The 24,752-nt window shown below is 73.1% G+C and carries 25 protein-coding genes; 6 read left to right on the top strand and 19 right to left on the bottom strand.

Features of this window, described 5'->3' with window-relative positions; translation table 11 throughout:
- Window positions 1-58: 58 nt before the first annotated feature.
- On the top strand, window positions 59-1,264 hold the full coding sequence (locus C2L59_RS09755) for a hypothetical protein (protein WP_199198993.1): 1,206 nt from the start codon (window positions 59-61) through the stop codon (window positions 1,262-1,264).
- Between the two features lie 5 nt (window positions 1,265-1,269).
- On the opposite strand, the gene C2L59_RS09750 is transcribed toward C2L59_RS09755, so the two are convergent.
- On the bottom strand, window positions 1,270-3,333 hold the full coding sequence (locus tag C2L59_RS09750) for an MMPL family transporter (protein ID WP_103349175.1): 2,064 nt from the start codon (window positions 3,331-3,333) through the stop codon (window positions 1,270-1,272).
- 74 nt (window positions 3,334-3,407) lie between these two features.
- Here C2L59_RS09750 and C2L59_RS09745 point away from each other — a divergent pair, with 74 nt between their 5' ends.
- Together C2L59_RS09745 and C2L59_RS09740 are read left to right on the top strand one after the other, a co-directional pair.
- Complete coding sequence (locus C2L59_RS09745) at window positions 3,408-3,842, top strand: MarR family winged helix-turn-helix transcriptional regulator (protein ID WP_199198988.1); 435 nt, start codon at window positions 3,408-3,410, stop codon at window positions 3,840-3,842.
- 267 nt (window positions 3,843-4,109) lie between these two features.
- Window positions 4,110-4,520 carry a hypothetical protein gene (locus C2L59_RS09740; protein WP_103349174.1) on the top strand — a complete coding sequence of 137 codons (411 nt, stop codon included), beginning with the start codon at window positions 4,110-4,112 and terminating at the stop codon, window positions 4,518-4,520.
- 69 nt (window positions 4,521-4,589) lie between these two features.
- Here the strand turns inward: C2L59_RS09740 and C2L59_RS09735 are convergent, their stop codons facing one another.
- The 8 genes from C2L59_RS09735 to C2L59_RS09695 all read right to left on the bottom strand — a co-directional run bounded on the left by C2L59_RS09735 (window position 4,590) and on the right by C2L59_RS09695 (window position 13,442).
- Window positions 4,590-5,216 (bottom strand): DUF4360 domain-containing protein, encoded by a 627-nt coding sequence (locus C2L59_RS09735; protein ID WP_103349173.1) that lies wholly within the window; start codon window positions 5,214-5,216, stop codon window positions 4,590-4,592.
- A gap of 185 nt (window positions 5,217-5,401) precedes the next feature.
- Window positions 5,402-6,274, bottom strand: coding sequence for a spermidine synthase (locus tag C2L59_RS09730; protein WP_103349172.1), 873 nt, complete (start codon window positions 6,272-6,274; stop codon window positions 5,402-5,404).
- On the bottom strand, window positions 6,274-6,633 hold the full coding sequence (gene speD, locus C2L59_RS09725) for an adenosylmethionine decarboxylase (RefSeq protein ID WP_103349171.1): 360 nt from the start codon (window positions 6,631-6,633) through the stop codon (window positions 6,274-6,276). Before speD ends, C2L59_RS09730 begins: the two co-directional genes overlap by 1 nt.
- A complete protein-coding gene (locus C2L59_RS09720; RefSeq protein ID WP_103349170.1) occupies window positions 6,626-7,774 on the bottom strand; it encodes a type III PLP-dependent enzyme in 1,149 nt (382 codons plus the stop codon). Before C2L59_RS09720 ends, speD begins: the two co-directional genes overlap by 8 nt.
- Window positions 7,775-7,798: 24 nt before the next feature.
- Window positions 7,799-10,405: a DUF5127 domain-containing protein gene (locus C2L59_RS09715; RefSeq protein WP_103349169.1), complete on the bottom strand. Its 2,607-nt coding sequence runs from the start codon at window positions 10,403-10,405 to the stop codon at window positions 7,799-7,801.
- 271 nt (window positions 10,406-10,676) lie between these two features.
- Window positions 10,677-11,153, bottom strand: a complete 477-nt coding sequence (locus C2L59_RS09710) for an MSMEG_6728 family protein (RefSeq protein ID WP_199198987.1) — start codon at window positions 11,151-11,153, stop codon at window positions 10,677-10,679.
- 84 nt (window positions 11,154-11,237) lie between these two features.
- The gene (locus C2L59_RS09705; RefSeq protein WP_103349167.1) at window positions 11,238-11,543 is read right to left on the bottom strand and encodes a DUF1883 domain-containing protein; all 306 of its coding nucleotides are present in this window, start codon (window positions 11,541-11,543) and stop codon (window positions 11,238-11,240) included.
- Between the two features lie 1,410 nt (window positions 11,544-12,953).
- On the bottom strand, window positions 12,954-13,442 hold the full coding sequence (locus tag C2L59_RS09695; protein WP_103349165.1) for a MarR family winged helix-turn-helix transcriptional regulator: 489 nt from the start codon (window positions 13,440-13,442) through the stop codon (window positions 12,954-12,956).
- A 28-nt stretch (window positions 13,443-13,470) separates the two neighbouring features.
- Here C2L59_RS09695 and C2L59_RS09690 point away from each other — a divergent pair, with 28 nt between their 5' ends.
- Entirely contained in the window at window positions 13,471-14,916 is a 1,446-nt protein-coding gene (locus C2L59_RS09690; RefSeq protein WP_233223367.1) for a phenylacetate--CoA ligase family protein, read from the top strand.
- 1 nt (window position 14,917) lies between these two features.
- On the opposite strand, the gene C2L59_RS09685 is transcribed toward C2L59_RS09690, so the two are convergent.
- From C2L59_RS09685 to C2L59_RS09680, 3 genes are all read right to left on the bottom strand, one after another.
- Entirely contained in the window at window positions 14,918-16,828 is a 1,911-nt protein-coding gene (locus C2L59_RS09685) for a tetratricopeptide repeat protein (RefSeq protein WP_233223366.1), read from the bottom strand.
- 12 nt (window positions 16,829-16,840) lie between these two features.
- On the bottom strand, window positions 16,841-17,488 hold the full coding sequence (locus C2L59_RS48720) for a hypothetical protein (protein WP_233223365.1): 648 nt from the start codon (window positions 17,486-17,488) through the stop codon (window positions 16,841-16,843).
- Window positions 17,489-17,594: 106 nt separating this feature from the next.
- Window positions 17,595-17,903, bottom strand: coding sequence for a DUF4326 domain-containing protein (locus C2L59_RS09680; RefSeq protein WP_103349164.1), 309 nt, complete (start codon window positions 17,901-17,903; stop codon window positions 17,595-17,597).
- A 232-nt stretch (window positions 17,904-18,135) separates the two neighbouring features.
- Here C2L59_RS09680 and C2L59_RS09675 point away from each other — a divergent pair, with 232 nt between their 5' ends.
- Complete coding sequence (locus C2L59_RS09675; RefSeq protein WP_103349163.1) at window positions 18,136-18,528, top strand: STAS domain-containing protein; 393 nt, start codon at window positions 18,136-18,138, stop codon at window positions 18,526-18,528.
- A 4-nt stretch (window positions 18,529-18,532) separates the two neighbouring features.
- Here C2L59_RS09675 and C2L59_RS09670 read toward each other — a convergent pair whose 3' ends face one another.
- The 7 genes from C2L59_RS09670 to cutA form a co-directional block, all read right to left on the bottom strand.
- On the bottom strand, window positions 18,533-18,913 hold the full coding sequence (locus tag C2L59_RS09670; protein WP_103349162.1) for a response regulator transcription factor: 381 nt from the start codon (window positions 18,911-18,913) through the stop codon (window positions 18,533-18,535).
- Complete coding sequence (locus tag C2L59_RS09665; RefSeq protein ID WP_103349161.1) at window positions 18,910-20,331, bottom strand: PAS domain S-box protein; 1,422 nt, start codon at window positions 20,329-20,331, stop codon at window positions 18,910-18,912. The genes C2L59_RS09670 and C2L59_RS09665 overlap by 4 nt, the downstream gene beginning before the upstream one ends.
- Window positions 20,332-20,382: 51 nt before the next feature.
- Complete coding sequence (locus C2L59_RS09660; protein ID WP_103349200.1) at window positions 20,383-20,781, bottom strand: ATP-binding protein; 399 nt, start codon at window positions 20,779-20,781, stop codon at window positions 20,383-20,385.
- A gap of 73 nt (window positions 20,782-20,854) precedes the next feature.
- Window positions 20,855-21,502: a response regulator transcription factor gene (locus C2L59_RS09655; RefSeq protein WP_103349160.1), complete on the bottom strand. Its 648-nt coding sequence runs from the start codon at window positions 21,500-21,502 to the stop codon at window positions 20,855-20,857.
- A 75-nt stretch (window positions 21,503-21,577) separates the two neighbouring features.
- Window positions 21,578-22,042: a DUF6292 family protein gene (locus C2L59_RS09650; protein WP_103349199.1), complete on the bottom strand. Its 465-nt coding sequence runs from the start codon at window positions 22,040-22,042 to the stop codon at window positions 21,578-21,580.
- 68 nt (window positions 22,043-22,110) lie between these two features.
- Window positions 22,111-22,818 (bottom strand): RraA family protein, encoded by a 708-nt coding sequence (locus C2L59_RS09645; RefSeq protein ID WP_103349159.1) that lies wholly within the window; start codon window positions 22,816-22,818, stop codon window positions 22,111-22,113.
- Between the two features lie 10 nt (window positions 22,819-22,828).
- Window positions 22,829-23,158: a divalent-cation tolerance protein CutA gene (gene cutA / locus C2L59_RS09640; RefSeq protein WP_103349158.1), complete on the bottom strand. Its 330-nt coding sequence runs from the start codon at window positions 23,156-23,158 to the stop codon at window positions 22,829-22,831.
- A gap of 103 nt (window positions 23,159-23,261) precedes the next feature.
- Here cutA and C2L59_RS09635 point away from each other — a divergent pair, with 103 nt between their 5' ends.
- Entirely contained in the window at window positions 23,262-24,692 is a 1,431-nt protein-coding gene (locus C2L59_RS09635; RefSeq protein ID WP_103349157.1) for a hypothetical protein, read from the top strand.
- Window positions 24,693-24,752 lie beyond the last annotated feature (60 nt).

The following is a 24,752-nucleotide window of genomic DNA, read 5'->3' as shown; positions in this document are numbered from 1 at the left end:
GGGTTCCGCCCGGACCCTCCGGCTGGGATACCGGAATGACGGCGAAGGAGCGCAGTCAATGGAGCACACTGAGCGACCGCGGGCACATCGGCACCAGCGCGACGGACACGCGGCCGGCCGTCGTCCGGATCTGCGGGCCGGGGAACGGTTGCTGCTCGCGTTGCAGGCGCACGCCGGGAACCAGGCCGTCCAGCGGATCGTCGGCCGGGAGTCCCGGCCCGTCGTGCAACGGGCCACCGGGCTGGCCGCCGACGTCGGTGGCTTCGTCGGTGGTCTCGCCGGGGTGTTCCAGGGATGGGATGCCCCGGGCGCCGACGCCGGTACCCGCCGGAAAGCGCTCTACACGGCCATCAACGACCAGCTGCGGCAGCTGGACGTCCCGAAGGTCGACCTGCTGCCCGGGCTGACCGCGACCGGGGGCAGCGTGCTCGGCACCTTCAAGCCGGACCTGTGGATCATGGACATCTCGTTCGACCTGCTCAAGGAGCCGACCCTGGACGTGACCCGGCGCGCCAAGCTGGCCGACACGGTGCTCCACGAAAGCCGGCACGCCGAGCAGTTCTTCCGCGTGGCGCGGCTGCTGTGCACCCGGGAACACGCGGCCGACCTGCGCAAGAAGAAGCGGGAGAGGCGGGACGCCCCGGCGATCGCCGCCGCCGTGTCCGCCGCCATCGGCATGGACGTCGGCGTGGTGACGACGGCGCAGCAGCAGGGCGCCCGGCTCAGCGGCGAGGAGGAGGCCGAGGCGGACGCCTGGTCCCAGTCGATTCCCTTCAACGCCGTGGCGCACGCGGAACTGGAGAAGGCGTCGACCGCCTGGCAGGCGACCTGCCTGGACGTCCGGACGTTCGAGGGGGACCTCGCCCTCGCCCCGAAGCGGCCGGACCAGCCGCAGATGCCGGTGGCCGGCGGCCGGTTCCAGGACCGGTTCAAGGAGCTGAAGAAGCGGTTCGACGTGACCTTCGTGCAGTACGGCCAGGCGTATAAGGCCTACCAGCTGGGCCTGTCGTTCGAGGCCGACGCGTGGCGGACCGGCCAGGAGGCGCACGCCACCGTGGCCGGGCACAGTCCCGCGGACCTGGACACGAAGCTCACCGCCCTCCGGGCCCCCTGGGACCGCAGGTTCGCCACCTGGAAGAGCGAACTCTTCACCGCGCCACCACGGCCCCACCGGGACCTCACGACCGTCCGGCAGCTGGTCCAGCGCCACCCGGTCCCCGCCGAGCTCGAACAGCTCCCGGAGGGGATCGACCCGGTGCCCTGACCGGCCTACCCCTCCTGCCGCGCCAGTTTCGACGGCCACCAGATCCGCCGCCCGACGTCGACGGTCAGCGCGGGTACCAGCAGCGACCGCACGAGCAGCGTGTCCAGCAGCACCCCGAACGCGACGATGAACGCGATCTGCGCCAGGAACAGGATCGGGATCACCGCCAGCGCGGAGAACGTCGCCGCGAGCACGACCCCGGCCGACGTGATCACCCCGCCCGTCAACGACAACCCGCGCAACGTGCCTTCGCGCGTTCCCCGCGTCCGCGCTTCCTCCCGCACCCGGGTCATCAGGAAGATGTTGTAGTCGATGCCGAGCGCCACCAGGAAGACGAACCCGAACAACGGCACCACCGGGTCGGCCCCCGGGAAGCCCAGGAGGTGGTTGAACACCAGCGCCGACACGCCCATCGTCGCGGCGAACGACAGGACCACCGTGGCGATCAGCAGCAGGGGCGCCAGGAACGACCGCAGCAGCAGGGCGAGCACCAGGAAGATCACCAGCAGCACGATCGGGATGATCAGCGCGCGGTCGTGCTTCGACGTCTGCTGCGTGTCCAGCTGGATCGCGGTCGGGCCGCCGACCTTCGCGTTCGCGCCGGGCACCGCGTGCACCGCGTCGCGCAGCCGGCCGACCGTGGCGACCGCCGCCTCCGAGTCCGCCGGGTCGGTCAGCACCGAGAGGATCTGCACCCGGCCGCCGACGACCTTGGGGCGCCCGTCGGGCCCGGGCAACGGGAACGACTGCGCCACACCGTCCGGTTCGGACGCTTGGAGGACGGCGGGCAGCGCGCCGGCGTCGGCGATCGTGATGGCGGGTGCGCCGAGGCCGCCCGGGAAGTGCCGGCCGAGAATCTCCTGGCCCGTCCCCGATTCCACCTGGGTCAGGAAGACGTCGGACTGCGCGGTGCCGGACGCCTTCAGCTGCGGCAGGAACGCGACGCCGACGCCGAGCACCAGCGCCGTCACCACCCAGACCGCGCGCGGACGGCGGCCGACCAGGCGTGCGACGCGGCCCCAGATGCCGGACGTCTCCGGGTGCGGCGAGCCCAGGGCCGGCTTGAACGGCCAGAACGCGCCGCGCCCGCACAGGGCCAGCGCCGCGGGCAGGAACGTCGTGGACGCCAGCAGCGCCGCGCCGATGCCGATGGCCGCCACCGGGCCCAGGCCCTTGTTCGAGTTGAGGTCGCTGAACAGCAGGCACAGCACGCCGAGCACGACGGTGCCCGCCGACGCCGCAATCGGTTCGAGGGTCGCCCGCCAGGCGAGCTTCAGCGCGTCGAACCGGCTCGGCGTGTCGCGCAGCTGCTCGCGGAACCGGGCGACCAGCAGCAGGGCGTAGTCGGTCGCCGCGCCGAAGACGAGGATGGAGAGGATGCCCTGGCTCTGGCCGTTGAGCGCGAGGATGTCGTGCTTCGCCAGCAGGTAGACGACCAGGCTGGCGAGCCCGAGGGCGAACACCGCCGACAGGAGCACCAGGAACGGCAGCAGCGGGCTGCGGTAGACCACGACGAGGATCAGCGCGACCACGCCGCCGGCGACCAGCAGCAGGATGCCGTCGATGCCGCCGAACGCCTTGACCAGGTCGGCGATCTGCCCGGCCGGCCCGGTGACGAGCACGGTCAGCCCGGCCGGGGCGCCGCCGAGCCGGTCCCGGACCTCCTTGACGACGTCGGCCGGGTTGCCGTCGGCGAAGATCGGCACGGCGAGCTGCACGGCCTGGTCGTCCCGCGGCGCCGGCTGCGGCTTGCCGAGCGGGCCGGCGACGCCGGGCACGCCGCCCAGCTCCTGCGCCTTGGTCTCCAGGAAGCGCCGGTCGTCGGCGGTCAGGCCGCTCGTGCGCTCGGCGACGACGGTCGCGGGCAGCACCTGGCGCGGCGTGAACGCCTTCTGCTCGTCGGAGACTTCGGTGGCTTCGGCCGATTGCGGCAGGAAGGCGGCGTTGTCGTTCTTCGCGACCTCGCTGAGCTTGCCGGCGAACGGGCCGCCGAACCCGCCCAGGCCGAGCCAGGCGATCACCAGGAGGGCCGGGATCAGCCAGCGGAGGCGGCGCGGCTTGTCGTTCATGGTCGCTAAAGTCCTTTCGAGGGCGGACACGCCCAATTGTTCAGCAAGCTGAACATTCTGCACGACGACCCGGAGTGACGGTGAGCACAACCCCCGAGCCCGACTGGAGCACCTGGCCCACCGGGCGCCTGCTGGCCGCGGCCGCCCGGCTGGTGGAACAACGCTGGGTGGCCGTGCTCGACGGCATGGGACTCACCCACGCGGGGCTGATCGCGCTGCACACGCTGCGGGACGGGCCACTCCCCCAGCGGACGCTGGCCCAGCGCTGCCGGGTCACCGACCAGACGATGAGCCGCACGCTTGACCGGCTGGCCCGGGCCGGGTTCGTCACCCGGGCGGCCGACCCGGCCGACGGCCGCCGCCAGCTGACCCGGCTGACCGCCTCCGGCGCCGCGGTGCACGAGGAGGCCGTGCGCGCGGAACCCGCCCTGCTCGGCGGCCTCGGGGACGACGACGGGTTCCGCGCCGGCCTGCTGGATCTGATCACCCGGCTGTCCGCGGGCGATTGACCGCGGCCGGGGCTGGGTAGCTCTTCTTACATGTGGATCGCGGTGAGCACCCCAGTGGCCCTCCTGATCGCTACCGTCCTGATGGAGCGGTTCGAGCGGCGATGCCGCCTGACGCCCGGCGCCGACAGCGAGCGCCCGCTGGTCCGCGGCTGACCCTCCTCATGTGAGCCACGTCTCGTTCTCCCGAGCCGAGAACCTCGGCCGGCCCTCCCGGCGACTGACTGGGCGGATCCGGCGCCAGGGACCGGGTCAAGGGAGGAGAACCAGATGCGTGGCACCAGGAAGACCCGCACCGCCCTCGCGCCGGCGGTCGCGGCCGGGCTGGTCACCGTCGTGAGCATCGCGATCGCCGGCGGGGCGTCGGCGGACCCGGGACCGGACGCGCGCCGGCCACCGAAGGGCGCCCGGGCGACCGTGCAGGTGAGCCCGAACCCCACCACCCACCGCGGCCAGGAAGTGACGATCACCGGCAACTGCGGGGGCGGCACCGGGCTGAAGTCCGTGCTGGGCGGCTTTCCCGACCACCCGGCGCTCGAGAACATCCGCATCCTCGAAACCGGCCCGGACCGGTTCGTGGCCAAGGCGAACGTGGCCGCCCACATCGGCAACGGCGTCGGGCCCGTGTTCGTCGACTGCGGCGGCGAGGCGGGCGTGACCCTGCTGGTCACCCACGTCTGACGGGCGCGAGCGGCCCGCTCACCGGCCGGGTTCCGGGGAGCGGGCCGCCACCACAATGGCAACGCCCATTCAGCAGGTCTTCCACGCGAAGTGGTAAATCGTGTCCACGCTCGCGTGTTCGGAATCCATTTCGATGAAACTTCCGGCGGAAGACGTGCCCGCGTCCGCCCGCAGTTCCGCATTGATGTTCAGGTTTCGGCTCTCGCCGCACGGCGCGAACACGAGTTCGGCGACGTCGGTCTCGTCGGTGGCCCGCCACACGCCGTGGAACGGGCCGGGGAAGGTGTGCCGCACGCGCGCGGTGGGCGCGGTCCCGGTGAAGTAGTAGTTGGCTTGTTCGAGCGCGTTCGCGCCGCTCTCGATGTGCGCGAAGCCACGGTACTCCGCCTTGGCGATCGCGTACGTGAACCCCTGCGGCACGTGGACGAGCACGTTGATCTGGCAGTTCTTGCGGGCTTCGAGGGCCGAAACGCCGCCGCCGGCCTTCGCGGTGAAGTTCGTGTAGTGCACCGTGAACACCGTGTTGTCCGACGCGACGTCGGCCGAAGCGGTGGCCGTGCCCGCCGGGCAGCCGGACCCGTTGATGGTCTTGATGTCGAGCGTGATTTTTTCGGACGGAACCGAATCCGCCCCGGAAACGACGGGGGCGGCGAGGGCGGACAGAATCATTGCGGCAACGACCGACATACCGAGCATGACGCTCCTCCAAACGGGCCACGGTGCCTGGTGGTCATGATGATCGCGCGCGGAGAGGATCGTAGCGCGATCGCAACGTTTACGACGGCCACTGAACGGAGTAACACGACAAGGCCCGACTGCACAGGAAATCCATTTCCCGCCATTTCACCTTTCGCGGGGTGCGATATTCGGGGAATCGAAGGTCAAGACTGGTCCGGACCAACGCCGTGCCGGAGGGAATACGGCGGGGTGCAGCCGGCGAGCAGGGCTTCGGCGTCCAGCGTCGCCGCCCGGCTCCCCCGCTCCGCGAACCGCCGGGCGGCCAGCGCGCCCGGCTCCTCGACCGGGTCCGCGCGGCCGGAGAGGAAGGCCCACTCGTGCTCGTCGGAACCGAAGTACAGCACCGCGCCGAACACTTCGCGGAACCGCCGCCACGACGCGCGCAGCGTCTCGTTGCGCCACAGCGTCGGGCAGCCGGCCTGGCCGGTCACCGCCCCGCCGGGCGCCAGCAGCCGCGCGCAGCGGGTGAGGAAGCCGGTGCCGTACAGGCGGTTGTGCTGCGCGTCCGGATCGCCGTTCTCGTCCGGCAGGTCGATCACGACCACGTCGTAGGTGTCGCCCCGCTCCTGCGCCGCGGCCAGGAACGCCCAGCCGTCCGCATAGGACACCCGGATCGGCCCGTCCCCGCGCTCGGCCCGGGCGAGGTCCGCGGGGGTGTAGCCGTAGGGCAGGTGCTCGGCGCAGGCGCGGACGGCCTGTTCGTCGATGTCGACGTGGTCGACCAGCGAAGCGCCCGCGGCGACGGCGAGCTGGCAGGCGACCCCCTCGCTCGACCCGATGACGAGCACCCGGCGCACCCGCTCGGCCAGCAGCAGCGCGGGCACCACCAGGGCCTCGTGGTACACCAGCTGGCTCGCCTCGGTGCTCTGGCGCTCGCCGTCGCAGAACAGCGAAACCCCCTGCGCGGTCGTGCCGATCAGCACCTCCTGGTACGGCGTGCGCGCGTGGAACCGCACGTCGCCGACCTCCCAGACGCGGGTGAGGCCGGCACCGACCGGCTCGTGGATCAGGGGCATCAGCGTTCTCCCCGGTGGAGGACCGACAGGTGGACCGGCGCGGCGTGCAGCGACTTGGCCAGCAGCCGCAGGGCGTGCTCGGGATCGGCGCGTTCCCCGCAGGTGAACACGTCGGCGAAGAGGGACCCGTGCTCGGGGTAGGTGTGGACCGACGCGTGCGACTCGGCCAGCAGCGCGATCACCGTGGCGCCCTGCGGCGCGAACCGCTGCGCCACGACGTCGAGGACCGTCGCGCCCGCCTCCGTCACCGCGGCCCGCAGCAGCTCCCCGAGCCGGACCGGGTCGTCGAGCAGGGCGGGGTCGACGCCGTGCAGCTCGGCGAGCACGTGCCGCCCGGTGAACCGGCCCACGTCAGGCATCGCCCCACCGCCCGATGCAGTGCGTGCGCAGCGGCTCGATCCCGTTGAACCCGACTGAGGCGTAGCTCGCGGTGTAGGCGCCGGTGCCGGGCAGGTCGAGCCGGTCGCCGGTCCGCAGCGAAAGGGGCAGCGCGTAGGGCGTCCGCTGGTAGAGCACGTCGTCGCCGTCGCAGGTGGGCCCGGCGATGACCACCGGGCCGTCCGGGCCGCCGGACGCGCCCACCGGTTCGAAGCGGTAGGCGATGGCTTCGTTTTCGGCCTCGGCGAGCCCGTTGTAGCGGCCGATGTCGAGGTACACCCAGCGCCGCTCGTCCCGCGGCGCGACCAGCACGACCTCGGTCCGCAGCAGGCCGGCGTCCGCGACGAGCACCCGGCCGGGCTCGAGCAGCAGCTCCGGCCGGCCGCCGGGAAAGGCCGCGCCGAGGGCCGCGGCGATCGTCTCCGCGTACGCGGCCAGCGGCGGGACGGCCGTGCGGTGGGTGGTCGCGAAGCCGCCGCCGAGGTTGAGCCGCGTCACCGCGACCCCCTGCGCCGCGGCCTCGTCGAACAGCTTGGCGGCCGTGGCGATGCCGATCTCCCAGGCCGTGACGTCCGGCTGCTGCGACCCGACGTGGAAGGCGAGGCCGGGCCGGAGCCCGCGCGCGGCCGCGCGGAGCACCAGGTCGAGGGCGCCGGCCGGGGCGCAGCCGAACTTGCGGCCGAACGGCGTCGCGGAGTCCGGCGCGTCGAGCACGACGCGGATCGACACCGCCGAACCGGGGGCGTACCGGCCCAGGTGGTCGACGTCGTCCGCGGCGTCCGAGGTGAACTCCCGGACGCCGCGTTCGAACGCGAAGGCGATGTCCCGCGGCTTCTTGATCGGGTTGCCGTAGGCGAGCCCGGCCGGATCGGCGCCGCGGGCCAGGCAGAGCGCGATCTCCCCCGGCCCGGCGACGTCGAAGCCGATCCCGGCCGCCACCAGCGCGTCGAGCACCGGTGGCGCCGGGTTGGCCTTGACCGCGTACCGGATCAGCGCGCCGGGGAACGCCGCGCGGAACTCCCGCGCCCGCGCCGCGACGACGTCGGTGTCGACGACCAGGCACGGCGTCGGCGGGTCCCGCTCGTCGAGGAACCGGCGGATCCGGGTGAAGTCGGCGCACACGGGCGCCAGTGTCGCAAACGGCCCTCAGGCGAACCGCCACAGGTGGTCCGGCGTCCCGTTGTCGTCCCACTGGGTCACCTGGGCCCCGTCCGCCGTGGACTGCTGGTCGACGGCCAGCACCTTGCCGCTGCGGACGTTGACGAGCTTCGACCAGCCGCCGCCGGCGTCGACGATCCGCCAGTTGTGGTCCGGCGTGCCGTTGTCGCGGTACTGCTGGACGTGCGCGCCGTTGTCGAGGCTCTGGTCGTGCACGGCGAGGACCTTGCCGCTGTTGCGGTTGATGATCCGGACGGTGCCGTCGCCGTTGTCGACGACGGCCCAGAGGTAGTCGGCGGTGCCGTTGTCCGACCACTGGGTGACCTCGGCGGTGTCGCCCAGTGACATCTCCGAGACGGCCAGGACCTTGCCGGAGCGCTGATTCTGCAGCTTCCGCCAGACGGTGGCCGACGCGGCCGGGCGGGTCAGCAGGGCGAGGTAGCCCCCGGCGACCGGGCGGGCCTGGAACCCGCGCTGGGTGGCGTCGGCGACCACGTACCAGTCGCTGAACGGCACGCGCTGCGGCGTGGTGTTGGCGTAGCCGTAGACGCCCTCGACCAGGGTGGTGCGGATGTTCGGCTGGTCGGTGAGCCAGGCCGCGGTCCACAGTTCCCAGTCGGCCTTCGTGTAGTTGTTGCGCGGGTCGAGCAGGACACCGTGGGCGCCGGCGCGGCCCTGGTACCAGGCGGCCTCCTGCGCGGCGACGCCGAGCGGGACGAGGTCGAGGCCGAGCACGCGGTCGGCGAAGCCGTTGTACTTGAGGCTCCAGGTGCCGGGCTGGTCGTAGGCCAGGCGCAGGTGCTGGCCGTCCTCGGCGAGCGTCACCCACTGGCTGACGTAGCTGCGCGAGGTCGAACGGTACCGCTGCACGTCACCCGCGTTGCCGACGGCGGCGGCGATGACCCCCATCGCGCCGACGCCGATGATCCCCTTCAGCGCCAGGTTCGCGCTGTGGGCGATGAAGCCGGTGAAGTCGTCGGTCTGGTTCTGGAAGCCGGGGTCGAGGGTGGTGCCGATCAGGTATTCGGCCCACTGCCGCAGAATCCGGTAGTGGGTGTTCGCGAACGCGGTCGCCTCCGCGGCCGGGAGCCGCTGCACCAGCGCGGCGGCCATGATCAGCAGGTTGGCCGACTCCTCGACCGGCATGCTCTCTTCGTTGCCGTCGTTGTGCCCGGTCGCGTCCGGGTAGTGGGTGCCGAGGTCGTGTTCGGCGAACTGCATCGGCCAGCCGCCGCGCTCGGCGTAGTCGAGCAGCGGCTCCAGCAGCAGCCGCAGGTAGGCCGGCGACAGGTAGAGGTAGGCCGGGAACGCCGGATAGGTGACGTCCACTGTGGACATGTTGCCGTTGGAGGAGATCTCCTTGAGGAACGCCCAGGGCGCGCCGCCCCGGTCGACCAGTTCGGTGCCGCCGAAGGCCTGGCGCAGGGCGAGCGCGCAGATCCCGGCGTAGTGCTCGCCGGTGCTCCCGCCCCCGGCCGCGGCGACGGCGTCGTCGTGCAGGCGCTGGTCGATCGCGCTCGCGGCGGCCAGCGCGGCGGCGTAGTCGTTGGCGAACCAGACGGCCATGTCCTGCCAGCTGCCCCAGTAGTGCGTCCACCAGGGCCGCAGGTCGGCGCCGAGGTACCGGACGGCGGGGGTGCGCACGTGCCCGATCGCGACGGTGAACGGGCTCGCCGTCCCGCCGGCGGGGATGGTGCCGAGATTCCGGTTGAACGCGAGCACGGGCCACCGGTCGTTGATGGCGCGCGGCTGGGCGGCGTCGCTGGTGTTCCCGAGGGCGCCCTGCCCGGCCGAGGCGGCGCGCACGACGGTGTCCTGCCCGATCTGCCAGCTGGTCCCCGACGTGGGCGCGGCGAGCACGAGCGAGCCCCAGCTGGCCTGGTCGCCGTTCTCCTGGAGGACGCCCGGGCTGGCCGGGGTGCAGCTGAGCAGGGTGTAGCCGGCGGACTGCTGCTGCGTCCAGGTGACCGGGGTGGCGGTGTTCCCGTGCACCCACTCGGCGGAGGTGTCGAAGTGCAGGTCGACGGCATGGGCCCGGCCGTCGGCGCTGGCGGCCTGGATGGTGACGTACCCGAACGGCACGCACTGGCGCTGCAGGTTCGCCGGGTCGACGGGCGAGAAGAAGGTGACGGTGAGGTTGACGCCGCCGCCGGTGAGGACGTAGGTCGAGCGGGTGCCGGTGACCTGCAGGCTGAGCTGGGTCATCGGGGTGAGGGCGGGGCCGTTCGGGAGGGCGGGCGCCCCGGCGAAGACGTAGCCGGCACCGTCGATGCGGGCGAGACCGCAGAGGGCGGTGATGTGCCCGGTCCAGAAGCTCGCCCAGGTGCCGGCGAGGTTGTCGGAGGGCTGCCAGGTGGAGAGGTAGGGCGAGCGGACGATCAGCGGCGTGGCGGGCGGCCGGATCGGGCTGAAGCTGCCTGCGGCGGTGGTTCCGGCGGCGGTTGTGGCGGCCGCGGTTTCGGCCGCGGTTGTGGCGGCGGTTCTGGCTGCGGCGGTCCCGGGCAGCCAGAGAGCAGCGGCCACGGCGGCGGCGGAACCCCCGGTAAGCCGGAGCAGGTCGCGGCGGGTGAGGTGATCGCGTTCTCGGGAGGACATCGGTGGCCCCTTCCACGGCGTGAGAGCCGAGCGGCGAACAGCGCAGGGACACTTTTACATCGTTGGTACAACGTTGTAAATCCGCCGAAGGTCGGTGCGGGGAAGGATGCGGACCAGTGGGACCGCAGGTCCGGTACGGATTCCGGCGCCGGTAGGGCGGCGGCGGCTGGTTCGCGGCGGTCAGCGGGATGGTGGCCGCCGCAGCCGCGATCCCAGCGCCACCGCCGCAGCCTCACCCGCCCCCACCGCGCGCGACTCCAGCGCGGCCGGCTCAGGACGTGCGGCTCGGCCGGTCCGAGGGCGGCCACACGTACGGCAGGTCCGCGGGCACCCCCGGGAATCGGGTGCCGTAGTGGTCCGGGTCCTTCCGCACCAGCGCCGACTGGTGGCTGCGGTGCAGGGCTTCGTCGCCCAGCCACGGGGGCACCTCCCCCGCCGCCGTGAGCTCTGGCTGCGTGCGGATCGCCGTCGCGCCCACCGACTGCTCGAACTCGCCGGTCAGCTTGACCGCGCACGTGTCCGCCGCGCCCAGCTCGCACCACACCGCGCAGACCTCGAGGCCGTAGCGCGTCAACGCCTCCTCGTAGCCCGTCCACATCTTCGCCGCCGGGTGGTGGCGCCAGCCGTAGCCCGGGATCACCAGCGCGCGCAGGACCTGGAGGGTCTCCACGCGCTGCTTGCCGAGGCGGCGGCGGTCGAGCGTGCGGGCGCTGGCGGTGAAGTCGGCGCACGGCAGGAACGTCTGCATCCCGGGCGGGTACCCCGCCGGGCCGCCGGGAACCCGCCACAGTGGACCGGGCGGCCCCGACCGGTCGATCGGGGCCGCCGGCGGTCACCGGGGGCCGGTGCGTTCCCGGGCCGTGACGGCCGCTTCCGGTTCGACGCTCACCCTCGGGCGCAGGGGCCGGGCTTCGAGGCCCTCGACGTCGATCACCAGGAACCAGTGGGCGTTGGCCGGGATGTGGATCTTGAACATCGGCGCGGTGGCCACCCCGCCGTGCATCCGGTAGTACTGCCGGCGCCGGTAGGCCTGGAGGTTGACCGCCGTCAGCAGCCTGACGTTGGCCATCGCGTCCAGGCGGACGGTGACCACCGCGTCTCTTCGCACTTTCCCGAGGTCGAACACGCTTGGTTCCATATTTCGTTCCCTCTTCCACGCATGGAGTTTCGGTTCCGGTTCTGCGGTCGCGGGCAGCGCGGAACACGCCGCGGAGCACACGACGGGCGGAGAATCGGAACGGACTAGCCGGGGCCGGTACCCGGTTTGCACGGCCGCCACAGCGGCAAGAAGTCCCCGTGCGGCCACCGGGCCGCCTGGAACCGGGGAATTCCCCGACCGGCGGCCGGGAAAACGGCCGAATTCGTGAAATCGGCCCCGGAAACCACATCGCTCGGCGCAGGGTGCCCCGGCGCCGGGGTGTGGCCGGGGGTATCGCGGTGGTGCTGGAGTGCGGCCGCTGAGCCACTTCGGTGCGGGGTGACGGCGGCGGCACAGGCACGGCCCGGCCGGCTCGGCGCCGGGTTGATCGCTGCGGCGGGGCCGGGTGGGCCCGGGGCCTCGCCGGCGGAGCCGGTCACGGGCGGGCCGGCGACCTGGAAAGCGTGGGCGAAGACGGTCTGCCCGACGGCGGCGGCGGCGCTGGTCAGCGCGGGAGAAGGGGTGCGAAGCACGGGGGCGGCCACCGGCCGGGTGACGGGCGAGAGAATCGGATCGGCGGCACCCAGCACCGGTTCGACAACCGCGGCGACGCTCTCGACGAGGGGTGAAACCACGGCTTGAACCACTGGCGAGAGTGGCCGCGCAAGGACACCGACGCCCCCGACAACGGGCGAAACCGCGGGCCCGACGGCCTTGACGACGGCACCGACGCTCCCGGTCACGGGCGAGAGGGCGCCCCCGAGGGTGCGCGCTTGTGGCTTGAGGACGCTCTTCGCCACGGGCGCCACAGCAGCGCCGGCCGCGCCCGCCACCGGCTCCACGATCGCACCGGCAGCCCGGGCGACAGGCGCCCCAACCCTGCCGGCTGCAGGCGCCACAACAGCCCCCACTCCGCGAGCCACCGGCTCAGCCGCCGCGGCGACACTCTTCGCCGCAGGCGACACCACAGCCCCCACTACGCGAGCCACCGGCTCAGCCGCCGCAGCAACCGTTCGCGAGCTGCGCTCAGCCGCGGTCGGCAGTACATCCACCGGCCAGGAACTCCGCGCCGAAACCGACCCGCCCACCGGGTCCGGCACCCGCGGCGCCGCCTCCGCTGCACCCGAGCACAGCCACCACACCAACCACAACCCCGCCACCGCTCCCGCCAACACCAGCAACCGCCTGATGGCGACAGCTGTGTCGCCCGGGTTGCCGGTCCTGGACACTTCGGTGAACCTCCACAGGGTGCGGGACTGGGTCTTACCCCTCAACGTCGCCGGTGACACCCCTGCTACGGGCCGCTCGGCGCTTCCACTCGTCCGGCCTAGCGGTGCCGACCGCACACCCCCCACTCAAGCCGCCAGTCGGGTGAGAACGCTCGGCCGGTTGCGGGTTTCCGCGCCGTCGTCAGGCTTCCTGGGCCCGGCGTTGACCCGAAAGCGTGCCCAGCGCCGTGACGCCGTGCTGCAGGCCCTCGCGGAACGTGGCGCGCTGGCCCGGGCTCATCTCCGCCAGGAGCGCGTGCTCCAGCTCCGCCACCGCCGGGGCGCAGCCGGCCAGGAGGTCGCGGCCCGCGGTGGTGAGGCCGGCCAGCAGGACGCGCTTGTTGCCCGGCTTCGGGGTTCGCGCGATCAGCCCGCGCTTTTCCAGCGTCAGGACCATTTCGTGCATCGTCTGCGGGCGCAGGAACGACCGGCGGGCCAGCTGGGCCGACGACAGCGCGCCGCTGGCTTCGAGGACCGTCAGGGCCGTGTACTGCAGCGTCGTGAGCCCCAGCGGCCGCAGGGCGTCGTCGAGCAGGGCCCTGATCACCAGTTCGAGCCGTTTGACCAGGTAGAGGGTCAACGGCGCGCCGGCGGGCTGCTCCTGGGCGGGGGTGCTCACGGCGCCCATCATGACACGGACCGGCCGCTATGCTCCGATCATGGACCTCGGCCGGCAGACCCGCGTGCGGCAGGCGTTCGACACCTTCTTCGGGGCCCCGGAACCGCCGCCGGGGAACCACGTCCTCGACCTCTTCCACCGCACCGCGGAAACCGTTCCGGCGTACCGGAAGTTCCTCCGGGAGCACGGGATCGAGCCGGGCAGCGTCACCACGATGGCCGCCTTCCGGCAGCTGCCGCGCACCGACAAGGCCGGGTACCACCACAAGTACCCGCTGCCCGAGCGGTGCCGCGGCGGCACCTTCGCCGGGAACGACATGATCGCCGTCTCCTCCGGCTCCAGCGGGCGACCCACCGTCTGGCCCCGGGCGCTCGAGGACGAACTGCACGTCGCACGGCGGTTCGAGCAGGTGCTCGTGGACGCCTTCGCGGCCGACCGGCGCAGCACGCTCGCCGTCGTCTGCTTCCCGCTCGGGACCTGGGTGGGCGGGCTGTTCACCACCGCGTGCGTGCGCCACCTCGCCGCCAAGGGGTGCCCGATCACCGTCGTGGCGCCGGGCAACAACAAGGCGGAGATCCTGCGCGTGCTGCCCGAGCTCGCGCCGCACTTCGACCAGGTCGTGCTGCTCGGCTACCCGCCGTTCGTCAAGGACGTCGTCGACACCGGGCTCGCCGGGGGCGTCGACTGGCCGGCGTACGCGATCAAGCTGGTGCTGGCGGGCGAGGTGTTCAGCGAGCAGTGGCGCGACCTGGTGGCCGGGCGCGCCGGGATCGCCGACCCGGTCCGCGACATCGCGTCGCTGTACGGCACGGCCGACGCGGGCGTGCTCGGCACCGAAACCCCGGTGTCGGCGGGCATCCGCCGGTTCCTGGCCGGCCGCCCGGACCTGGCGCGGGAGGTGTTCGGCGACGCGCGGCTGCCGACGCTGGTCCAGTACGACCCGGCGAGCCGCTTCTTCGAGGTGCACGAGGGCACGCTCGTCTTCACCGGGGACGGCGGCATCCCGCTGATCCGCTACCACATCGCCGACGACGGCGGGGTCCTGCCGCACGCCGAGCTGCTCGCCTTCTGCGCCCGCCACGGCTTCACGCCGCCGCCCGGCCCGGAACTGCCGTTCGTGTACGTGTTCGGCCGGTCGCTGTTCACGGTGTCGTTCTTCGGCGCGAACGTCTACCCGGAGAACGTCACCGTCGGCCTGGAACAGCCGGGCATCAGCGACACGGTGACCGGCAAGTTCGTCATCGAGGCGATCGAGGACGCCGACCGCGACCGGCGGCTGCGGATCACCGTCGAAACGGCACCGGGCGCGACCGCCGACGCGGGCCGCATCGCGGCGGCCGTCCGCGCGGAGCTGGTGCGGCTCAACAGCGAGTTCGCGCACTACGTCCCGCCGGAGCGGCAGCTGCCCGACGTCGTCCTGCGCCCGGCCGGTGATCCGGAGTACTTCCCGGTGGGCGTGAAGCACCGCTACACGCGGCCGGCCTAGCTCACGGCCGGGCCAGCTTGCGGAACCGTTCCCGGCGCTCGTCGGCGGATGAGCCGTCGGCGATGTCGTCGTCGAACCACGAACACAGCGCCGCCCACAGTTCGCTGCGGGCCGGGAAGTCGTCGGCCCGTACCGGGAGCTGCTCGATTTCGGCCACGTCGGCGACCAGGTAGTCCAGGCGGCGGTCGCAGAGACGCACGTACTCGCGGACCACGATGTTCGCGTCGAAGCCCGTTTTCGCGCGCGAGCCCGCCGCGCCACGCAGCTGGGCGTGCAGGCTTTCCTCGCAGTACAACGGGAATCCGGAGATCGAACCCGGGTAGCCGGACTCGGCCGACCATTCGCGGAACGCGCAGATCGCCTGGTAGCGCGTGTACCAGTCCTGTTTTCCGGCCGCCAGCTGCGCGAGCTTGCGCCAGGCGTCGCGGTCGGCCGAGCGCCAGCGGTCGAGCGTGCGGCTGTCCGGGGGCGGCCCGGTGTCGAGCGCGCGGACGCGCCAGAAGTGCGCCCGGCAGCCCGCGATCTCGGCGACGAGCCGCCGGACGTAGCTGACCTGCTCCCAGACGTGGGCGCGCTGCGGACGCAGCGGGGCCGCGCGGTCCGGGGAGAACGTCACCATTTCGAAGACGCGGAACAGCTCGTGGCCGCGCAGGGCGGCGAGGTCGGGGTCCTCCCCCATCACCCAGGAGCGGCGCTCGGGCAGCCGGCCGCTGTGGCTGATCGTCGCGGCGTGGTAGAGCTCGCGGACCGCGCGGCGGGCCACCTCGTCGCGCGCGTCGCCTTCGAGCCGCGGGTTGCGGGCGCGGTTGCGCAGGTCGCGTTCGCCGCGCGGGCCGACTTCGAGCATCGCGACGGCGTACACGCTGGCCGCGTTGTAGCACTCCTCCCACGACCGGCGGGGCCCGGCGGCTTCGACCGTGTCGTCCAGCGCCCGCGGGTCCGGTGGCCAGCTGCGGTCGGGGCAGACGTCGGCCAGCCGCACCCGGCTGCCCGGGTAGGCCGGCCGGGGCTCGGGGACGGCGCCGGTTTCCGGCTCGACGTCGGCCATCGCACGCCGCAGCACCGTCCAGACCAGGGACAGGTCGAGGGCGCGGTTGGTCAGCTGCCGCCAGCTGCGCCGCCAGCGCCGGCCGAACCGGCGGTAGTCCTCGACGAGCCGTTCGATCTCGTACTGCGACAGCGCGCAGAAGTACGACCGCATCTCCGCGGCGCGCTGGTTGTACTCGGCCAGCTGCGCCGGGGTCGCCTGGTGGACGAGCAGTTCCTCCACCGGCACCCGCAGGACGCGCCGGTGCAGTTCGAGCCGCTGCTCGCGCGGGATCGCCTCCGGGCGCGTCCGGACGTCGAGGTCGACGTACCGGCGGAACCGCAGCTCCACCGCGGCCCGCAGTTCGGCGCGGCGCTGCGCCCGCGCGTCGCCGGGGACGCCCGCGCTCGTGCGCCGCACCCACCAGGAACCGGCCACCGAGTCGCCGTGGCCGAGCACGAGCGCGTGCCGGTAGCGGGCGATGAGCAGGGCGACCTCGCGGCCGCGGGCGTCGCGGCGGGGCTGGCGCGCGAAGTCGGGGCCGATCCACCAGCGGGCCAGGTCCGGGTGGCCGCGGCTGCACACGGTGATCACGTCGTCGTAGGTGGCGAGCGCGTCCAGGTGCAGGTCGAGCTGTTCCTGCAGGGCGGCGATCTCGAGCCGGATGTAGACGTTCGCCGGGTCGAGGCTGACCGCCCGGTAGTACTCGGCCAGCGCTTCGTCGTAGCGGCGGTAGGTGATGAAGTGGTTGGCGCGCTGGTAGGCGTCGAACAGCTCGTACGGGATCTTCGCCCCGCGCCAGGCGGCCCAGTGGATGTTCGTGCGGACGTAGGCGCTGCGCGGGATGACCAGCGCGGCCACGGCGTTGGCCGCGCGGTGCAGCACGCGCGGCCAGTTCTAGTCCTCGATCACGAGCGGGCTGGCCGCGAACCGCGGGACGCGGACGAGTTCGAGGATGAGCTGGTAGCGCCCGGCGGTGTTGCCGGGCCGGACGGTCCCGGTGACGGTGAACGCGGCGGGCGGCTGGGCGAGCCGGATCAGCTTGGTCGCCGCCTTCCACCAGCCGTCCGTGGAGTCGCCGGCGTGCTCGACGATCTGGATGAAGTCGTACGAGCTCCCGGCGCCGGGAACCGGGGTCGGGGTGTAGAGGCGCGAGTCGTTGAGGAACCGCTTGAAGGTGGCGGTCAGCTCGACGGCGGAGTCGATTTCGCGGTCGTGGCTGCTTTCGGGCCGTTCGTCGACGAACACCCGGATGTCGATCTGGTTGGCCCGGTAGGCCGCGGTTTCCAGGCGCGCCTTGCCGACGAAGTACAGCGTCAGCACCGCGGAGATGATGACGACGGACGTCTGCAGCACGGTCCAGGTGATGACGCTGCTGACCTTCGGGTCCTTCACGAAGGCCAGGTCCTGGAAGAACGGCAGGTAGGGCACGACGGCGAAGGCCGCCGCGACGAGCCCGGCCGTCACCGCCGCGAACCACCACCGGATCCGGTGGGCCTCGGGCAGCTCGGCCTGGTCGAAGCCGCCCAACCGGCGCGCGCGCACATCAACCACCCCCCTGTGAAAGGTTACTCGTTACCGCTCTTCGGGGTCCGGGTGGCGAAGCCCCCGGCGCGAGGCGAAGCCTCGCTTGTCACAGCGGTGCGTTTCGTTACGGGGCGTGATCCGCCCGTTCGGCGACGACCTGGGCGTGGCACGGTTCGGGCACGCACCAGCACCCGAGCCGGCGGCCGCGCAGCTCCGGCAGGAGGGCGAGCAGGTCCGGCCGGGCGAGCAGGTATTCCCGGTACCGGGCGACGACTTCTTCCCGCGAGCCGTCCGGACCCGGCCGGAAGGGGCTGGCGAGTCTCGACCCGGCGAGGTGCCGGCCCCCGCGGTGCATGGCCCGCCCGACGTACACGACATCGGCGTACGCGGGGTCGTCCCGGTGCCCCTTCAGGTTGACGACGGTGGCCGGCATGGCGCCTCCTTCGCGGTCCGCAACGTAGCTCCGGCACCGCGCAATCCGCCACCCGGCTGGTCCACGGCTACGCGGGGTGGTTCACCTAGTGCAGATGCACTATGCTGAGGGCTCACGGTTGAGCCGTCAGCCGCTGCCGGACGTTCCGCGCCCGGGCCGGCAGGCTGCCTTGTGCTCCCGTCCGTCCCGCAACGTCCGGCCCGCCCCCCTGCCGACGAAAGGGTGTGCCGCGATGGTTCCTCAACCCCGCCCGGCCGGCCAGCTGCTTTCCGCCGCCGGCTGGCTGCACGCCGGCGACCAGATGTCGCTTCGCGTCCACGAGCCCGAGCCCGGCACCGTCGTCGCCGAGGTGACCGGGGAAATCGACCTCGGCACCGCCCGCCGCCTCGACGAGGTCCTGCAGGCCCGGGTCCCCGGCCGGCTCGACGAGCTCGTCATCGACCTCTCCGGCGTCACGTTCTTCTCCGTCGCCGGGCTGAACTCGCTGCTGCGGGCCCGGCTGCTCGCCGACGCCGCCGGCGCGCACCTCACGGTGGAGGCCGGGCGGTCCCGCGCGGTCCGGCGGCTGTTCACGCTGATCCCGACCGACCTCGACAGCGCCGTGAACGTCCGGCCGGTCCGGTGACCGCTCACCCGGGCGCCTGACGGCCCAGCCGCCGCACGGCGTCCACGATCTCCGTGTTGGGCGCGCCCTTCACCAGGTACTCGGTGACGCCGGCCGCGGCGAGCCCGGCGATCGAAGCGCGGTCGGCGTAGGCGGAAAAGGCCAGGATCGCGGTGCCCGGGCTGCACCGGGCGATCTCGCGGGCCGCCCGCGCCCCGCCACCGCCCGGCATCCGGACGTCGAGGACGGCGACCGCGGGCCGGTGCCGTTCGGCGAGCCGGATCGCTTCGTCGGCGTCGCCGGCCACCGCGACCACGGCGATGTCGGCCTCGGAGTCCAGCACCTCCCGCAGGACGTCGCGGATCATCACGTCGTCGTCGGAGATCAGCACCCGCAGTTCGGTCACGGTTCGAGCTCCGGAACGTCGGGCAGCAGGGGCAGCCAGAACTCGACGACCGTGCCCTCGCCGGGCGTGCTGTCCACCGACAGCCAGCCGTGCGCCGCTTCGGCGCGTTCGTGCATCTCGGCCAGCCCGAAGTGGCCCTCACCGGCGTCGCCCCCGGCCGTGCCGGCGCCGTCGTCGGTGATCCGCACCAGGGTGCCGTTGTCCACTGTGGACAGCCGGACCGCGATCCGGGTGGCCTGCGCGTGCCGGTGGACGTTGCTGAGCGCCTCCTGGCAGATCCGGTACACCGTGATCGCCGCTTCCGGCGACGGCTCGGCGGTGAGCTCGTCCCGCACCGAGTGCGCCAGTCCCCAGCGACCCGCGACGTCGTCGACGTAGGCCGACACCGCCTCGACCAGGCCGTGCCGGTCGAGTTCCGGCGGCCGCAGCCGGGACACCAGGCCGCGCAGCCGGGCGATCGCGGCGCTCACCGACTCGTCGAGGCCGCTGACGGCACTCGCGTGCGGGTCCGGGAGCCGGGCGGCGAGCAGCTGCAGGCGCATGCCGACGGCCACCATGGACTGGATCGACTCGTCGTGGACGTCCCAGGCGATCCGGCGCCGCTCCACCTCCTGGGCCTCCACGAGGTGCCCGACCAGCCGGCGGCGTTCGCGCAGCGCCTGCTCGGCGTTGCGGCGTTCGGTCATGTCACGGGTCACCTTGCCGAAGCCGTGCAGCCGGCCGTGCTCGTCGTACAGCGCGGTGATCACGACGTTGGCCCAGAACCGGGAGCCGTCCTGGCGCAGCCGCCACCCCTCGTCCTCCAGCCGGCCGTCGGCGACGGCGATTTCCAGCTCCCGCGCCGGTTTCCCGGCCGCCACGTCCTCGGCCGGGTAGAACACCGAGAAGTGCCGGCCGATGATCTCGTCCGCGGCGTAGCCCTTGATCCGCTCCGCGCCCGTGTTCCAGCTCGCGATGTGCCCTCCGGTGTCCAGCATGAAGATGGCGTAGTCCTGGACGCTCTGCACGAGCAGGCGGAAGCGCTCTTCGCTCTCCCGCAACGCCGCTTCGGCCGCACGGCGCTCGGTCACGTCACGGGTCACCTTCCCGAAGCCGCGCAGCTCACCCTGCTCGTCGTAGAGGGCGGTGATCACCACGTTGGCCCAGAACCGGGAGCCGTCCTGTCGCAGCCGCCACCCCTCGTCCTCCAGCCGGCCGTCGGCGACGGCGATTTCCAGCTCCCGCGCCGGTTTCCCGGCCGCCACGTCCTCGGCCGGGTAGAACACCGAAAAGTGCCGCCCGATGATTTCGTCCGCGGCGTAGCCCTTGATCCGCTCCGCCCCGGCGTTCCAGCTCATCACGTGACCTTCGGGGTCGAGCATGAAGATCGCGTAGTCCAGCACGCCCTGCACCAGCAGCCGGAACCGGTCGTCGTCCATGGCGCAACTCTGCCGGATCGCCGCCCGCCCGGCACGGCCGCCGGCCGCGGCTCAGCCCGCAAGCTCGGCGGAAGGGACGGGCAGGACACACCAGACCACCTTCCCGCGGCCGTGGCGCGCGGTCCCCCGCACCGTGGACAGGCGGTCGACGAGGGCGAGGCCCCAGCCGCCACCGAGCCCCGCCGGGCGCCGGACCGGGGGCGCCGGGTTGTCGTCGAAGACCTCGATGCGGACGTCCGCGCCCTCCACGCTCAGCCGCAGGACCGGGTCGCCGCCGCCGTGCCGCAGGGCGTTCGCCGCGAGCTCGGTGACGACCAGCAGCGCGTCGTCCACGGCGACGCCGCCGGCCCAGGCCAGCAGGGTGAGCCGGGTGAACCGGCGAGCGGCGGCCAGGCCGCCCGCGAGGTCGGTCAGCACGCACTCCGCGGTGAGCGGGGCAGGGGTGTTCACGTGGTCCAGCGTGGCCGACCGCACCGGAGGGCGCGAGAGGCAAACGCTCCTGCGCGCGGCTGGTGCAGGTGCATCAGCCGATGAGGCCCTCCCGGCGGGCGACCGCGACGGCTTCGAGCTTCGAGCGCGCCCCGAGCTTCTCCAGCACCCGCTGGACGTGGTTGCGCGTGGTGTTGCGGGAGACGCCCAGCCGACGGCCGATCTCTTCGGTGGTCGCGCCTTCCGCTAGCAGGTCGAGGGTTTCGCGCTCGCGCGCAGTCAGGGCCGCGCCGCCCGCGGGCGCCCGGCCGGTGAGCCGGTCGAAGACGCCGGGCAGCAGCTCCGGGTCGAAGACGACTCCGCCGGCGGCGACGTCCCGCACGGCGGCTTCCAGCACGCCGAGCTGGGACGACTTGAGCAGCAGCCCGGCCCCGCCCGACTTCGCCACCTGCACGGCGACGGCCGGGGTCGCGTCTCCGGTCAGCACCAGCACCCGCGCGCCGCCCGAGCCGAGCTCGGCGACGACGCCGAGGGCGTCCCCGTCGGCGAGCCGCCGGTCCAGCAGCACGACGTCGGGAGCGTGCTCGCGCGCGTGGGCGACGGCCTCCGCCCGCGACCGCGACCGGCCGACCACGGTGATCCCGTCGGCGCGCTCCAGGGCCAGCTGCAGGGCCTCGGCGACCATGTCGTGGTCCTCCACGAGCAGGACCCGGACGGGTCGGGGATCGTCGGCGCTGCTCACGGTGGTCCCTCGTTCCGGCGGAGGCGGCCCGCCCATCCTAGGCGCCGGGGCCCGGCCCGGTGCCCGGGCGCGGAATCACCACGCGGGGGAACTCGGCCGCAGCAGGCCCTCGGGTCCGGTGACCGGCAGCCAGTCGACGAGGTCCTCGTGGTGGCCCGCCGTCCGGAACACCGGCGGCCGGAACGACCCGGCGGGCGGCCCGGCCGCCCGCAGCACCTCGAGGAACCGGACCACCGCGCGCGGCGGGGGCAGGACTTCCGGGCCGCCGAGGTAGCCGAGCAGCTTCGCCGAACCCCCGCCCGCGGGCTCCACGACCGCCGACCAGCCGTGCACCTCGTCCCAGATCAGGGCCAGGTCGTGGCCCGGCAGGTCCGGGAGCGTGCGGTCGAGGGCGACGTAGCCGGAGGCGGGGACGTCCAGGTCGAGTGAACACGATTCGAACCCGACGCCGGCGGCCTTCGCGACCCGGCCGAGGTAGGCCCGCAAGCCCCGGGCGAAGTGGTATTCGACGTCTCTGCCGAAGCCGATGAGCGTGTTCATGGTTTCCGCCTCCCGCGCCCGCTGCACGGCAGGAGTACCCGATCAGGCGGTCGATCACACTTTCGTGCCTATTCTTCGATCGCGCCGCCCACGGCCCGCAAGTGCCCGCGGAAGGTCAAGCCCGGATTCGTTTCCCGGGCGGCCAGGAATTCACCGAACCGCACCTGCTGCCGCAACGGTTCGCCGCCGCGGATCCGGTCGGCCTGGCGGCGTTCGGTGTCCCGGATCCCTTCGGCGAGGGTGAACAGTTCCCCCGCCCGGGCGAGCGGGACGAACAGGACGCCGTCGTCGTCGCCCAGCACGAGGTCCGCCGGCCCGATCCGCCAGGGGCCGACGATGGCTTCGGCCAGCCCGCCGTCGACGCGCGGGCCCAGGCTGAGCGGCCCGGTGGGCAGCGAGCCGAGGCTGAACACCGGCAGCCCGATGGCGCGGATGTCCGCGGTGTCGCGGTGCAGGCCCCAGATCACCACCCCGGCGAGCCCGGCGGCGCGCGCTTCGAGGACGACGAGGTCCCCGACGCAGCTTTCGTCGAGGCGGCCGCCGTTGTCGACCACGAGCACGCCGCCCTCGGGGGCGTCCTCGAAGGCTTCCAGGAAGACGTCGACGCTCCCGACGTGCCGGGCCGGGACGGCCGGGCCGAACAGCCGGGTGCCGGGCACGACCGCCCGCGTCGGCGCCGGCGCGCACCGCACCGGGAGCCCGGCCCGGATGCAGGCGTCGGCCAGGTGGGCGGTGGTCAGCGTCGCGAAGCGCGGTCTGAGATCTTCATGCTCCATACCGGAGAACCTAGCCAGCGTCGCGGGTCTCCCCGGTCAGCCACGCCAGGTATTCGGCGCTGCCGCCGACGATCGGGGTGGCGATCACCTCCGGCAGGTCGTAGCCGTGCAGCTGCCGCAGGCGTGCGGTGAGCGCGGGCACCCGGTCGGCGGTCGTCTTGATCTCCACCCGCCATTCCCGGCCGGTCTGCACGGCGCCGTCCCACCGGTAGACGCTGGTGATCGGCCCGACGACCTGGGCGCACGCCCCGAGCCGGGCGTCCACCGCCTGGGCGGCCAGCTCCCGCGCCGCCGCTTCCGAGTCCGTCGTCGAGGTCACGATCACGTGTTCCGCCGCCATGCGGCGAGGCTACCGCCCACGGGTTCATCCGGAATTCGAGACAGCGCAACCCTTCTGCGGCCAGGATGGGCGGCGCCCCGTTCCCCGACGTGAGGATCCGAGGATGCGCCGTCTGCCCGTGTTCGCCACCGCCGCGGTCACCACCGCCGCCCTGCTGACCGGCGGGACCGCCCGCGCCGCGAGCCCGCCGTTCCCCGCGTCGGTGTTCCGCGCGACCCACAACAGCTATTCGGGCAACGTCGACGGGGCCAAGAACTCGCTCGCCTACCAGCTCGACCACGGCGTGCGGTTCCTGGAACTCGACGTGCACGACAACGGCTACAGCACGTCCCACGACTACGCGGTCGGGCACGACTCCCCCGGCAACCTCGTCGACCACAGCGGCGGTAACCCGGCGTCGAACAACCTCCGTGACTGGCTGGCCGTGGTGAACACCTGGTCGGCGCAGCACCCGGCCGCCGCGCCGATCGTCGTCATGCTCGACCTCAAGGACGACCTGACCGACAACCCGTCCTTCGCGGCGGGCAACCTGACCGCGCTCAACCAGGAGCTCGAATCGGTGTTCGGCGCGCGGCTCCTGCGGGCGCAGGACTACCCGGCGGCGCAGCCGGAGGTCGACGCGCTGCGCGGGCGCGTGCTGCCGCTGCTGTCCGGTGACGGCGGGTCGCGCACCGAGTACAAGCGCGACGTCGGCTACCACCCGGCGGTCGCGCTCAACGGCCGCGGCCAGGTCGTCGAGGTGCACGACTCCGGCGCCGGCGCGCTCTGGTACTGGACCGGGACCTACGGCGCCGACGGGCGGCTCACCTGGCTGCGGCACGGCAAGTACGACAGCGGGCAGACGCCGGCCGTCGCGCTCAACGACAACGGTGATCTGGTCGAGGTCCACCGGTCCCAGGGCGCCTCGACCCTTTGGTACCACGTCGGCAAGCTCGGCGCGGACGGGGAAATCACGTGGCAGGCCGGCCACCAGTACGACAACGGCGTGCTGCCGACCATCGCCTTCACCGACGCGACGCACCTGCGGGAGATCCACCAGAGCCAGAACAGCAGCCAGGACTGGACCTGGAACGGCGTGCTCGCGGGCACCACGGTGACGTGGACCGGCAACGGCAAGACCGCCGACGCCCGGTTCGCGAAGGCCACGGCCACCAGCGCCGGCCGCACGGTGTCGGTCCGGACCGCCGCGGACGGCCCGACACCGGCGCAGACCCTGCGCGCCGACACCGACCGCGTCGCCGGCGACCGGATTCGCTACCGCCAGGTCGCCTTCGACGAGTTCCAGCAGGGCGACAGCGCCGAACTCCAGCAGGGCGACAGCGCCGAACTCCAGCAGGGCGCCCTGTTCTACGGCGCACCCGCAACGGAGCCGGCGTTCATCACGGCCGCCCGCCAGGCGGGCAAGCTGGTCCGCGGCTGGGACTTCGACGCGGCGAGCCAGGCGACGACGCCCCTGGCGAACTACCCGGCGACGAACCACCCGTACGAGGCTTGGTACCAGAACCTGGTCGTCCAGGCGGGCGCGGTGGAGTAGGCGGCGGGCCGGAACTGTCGGTGCCCTCCGGTAGCGTGGAAACCGGGGGGCGCCCCCGCG

Source organism: Amycolatopsis sp. CA-128772 (genome assembly GCF_002904295.1).
GTDB lineage: Bacteria > Actinomycetota > Actinomycetes > Mycobacteriales > Pseudonocardiaceae > Amycolatopsis.
Note: the sequence above shows the minus strand (reverse complement) of the source record. Positions and strands in the feature narration are given on the sequence as shown.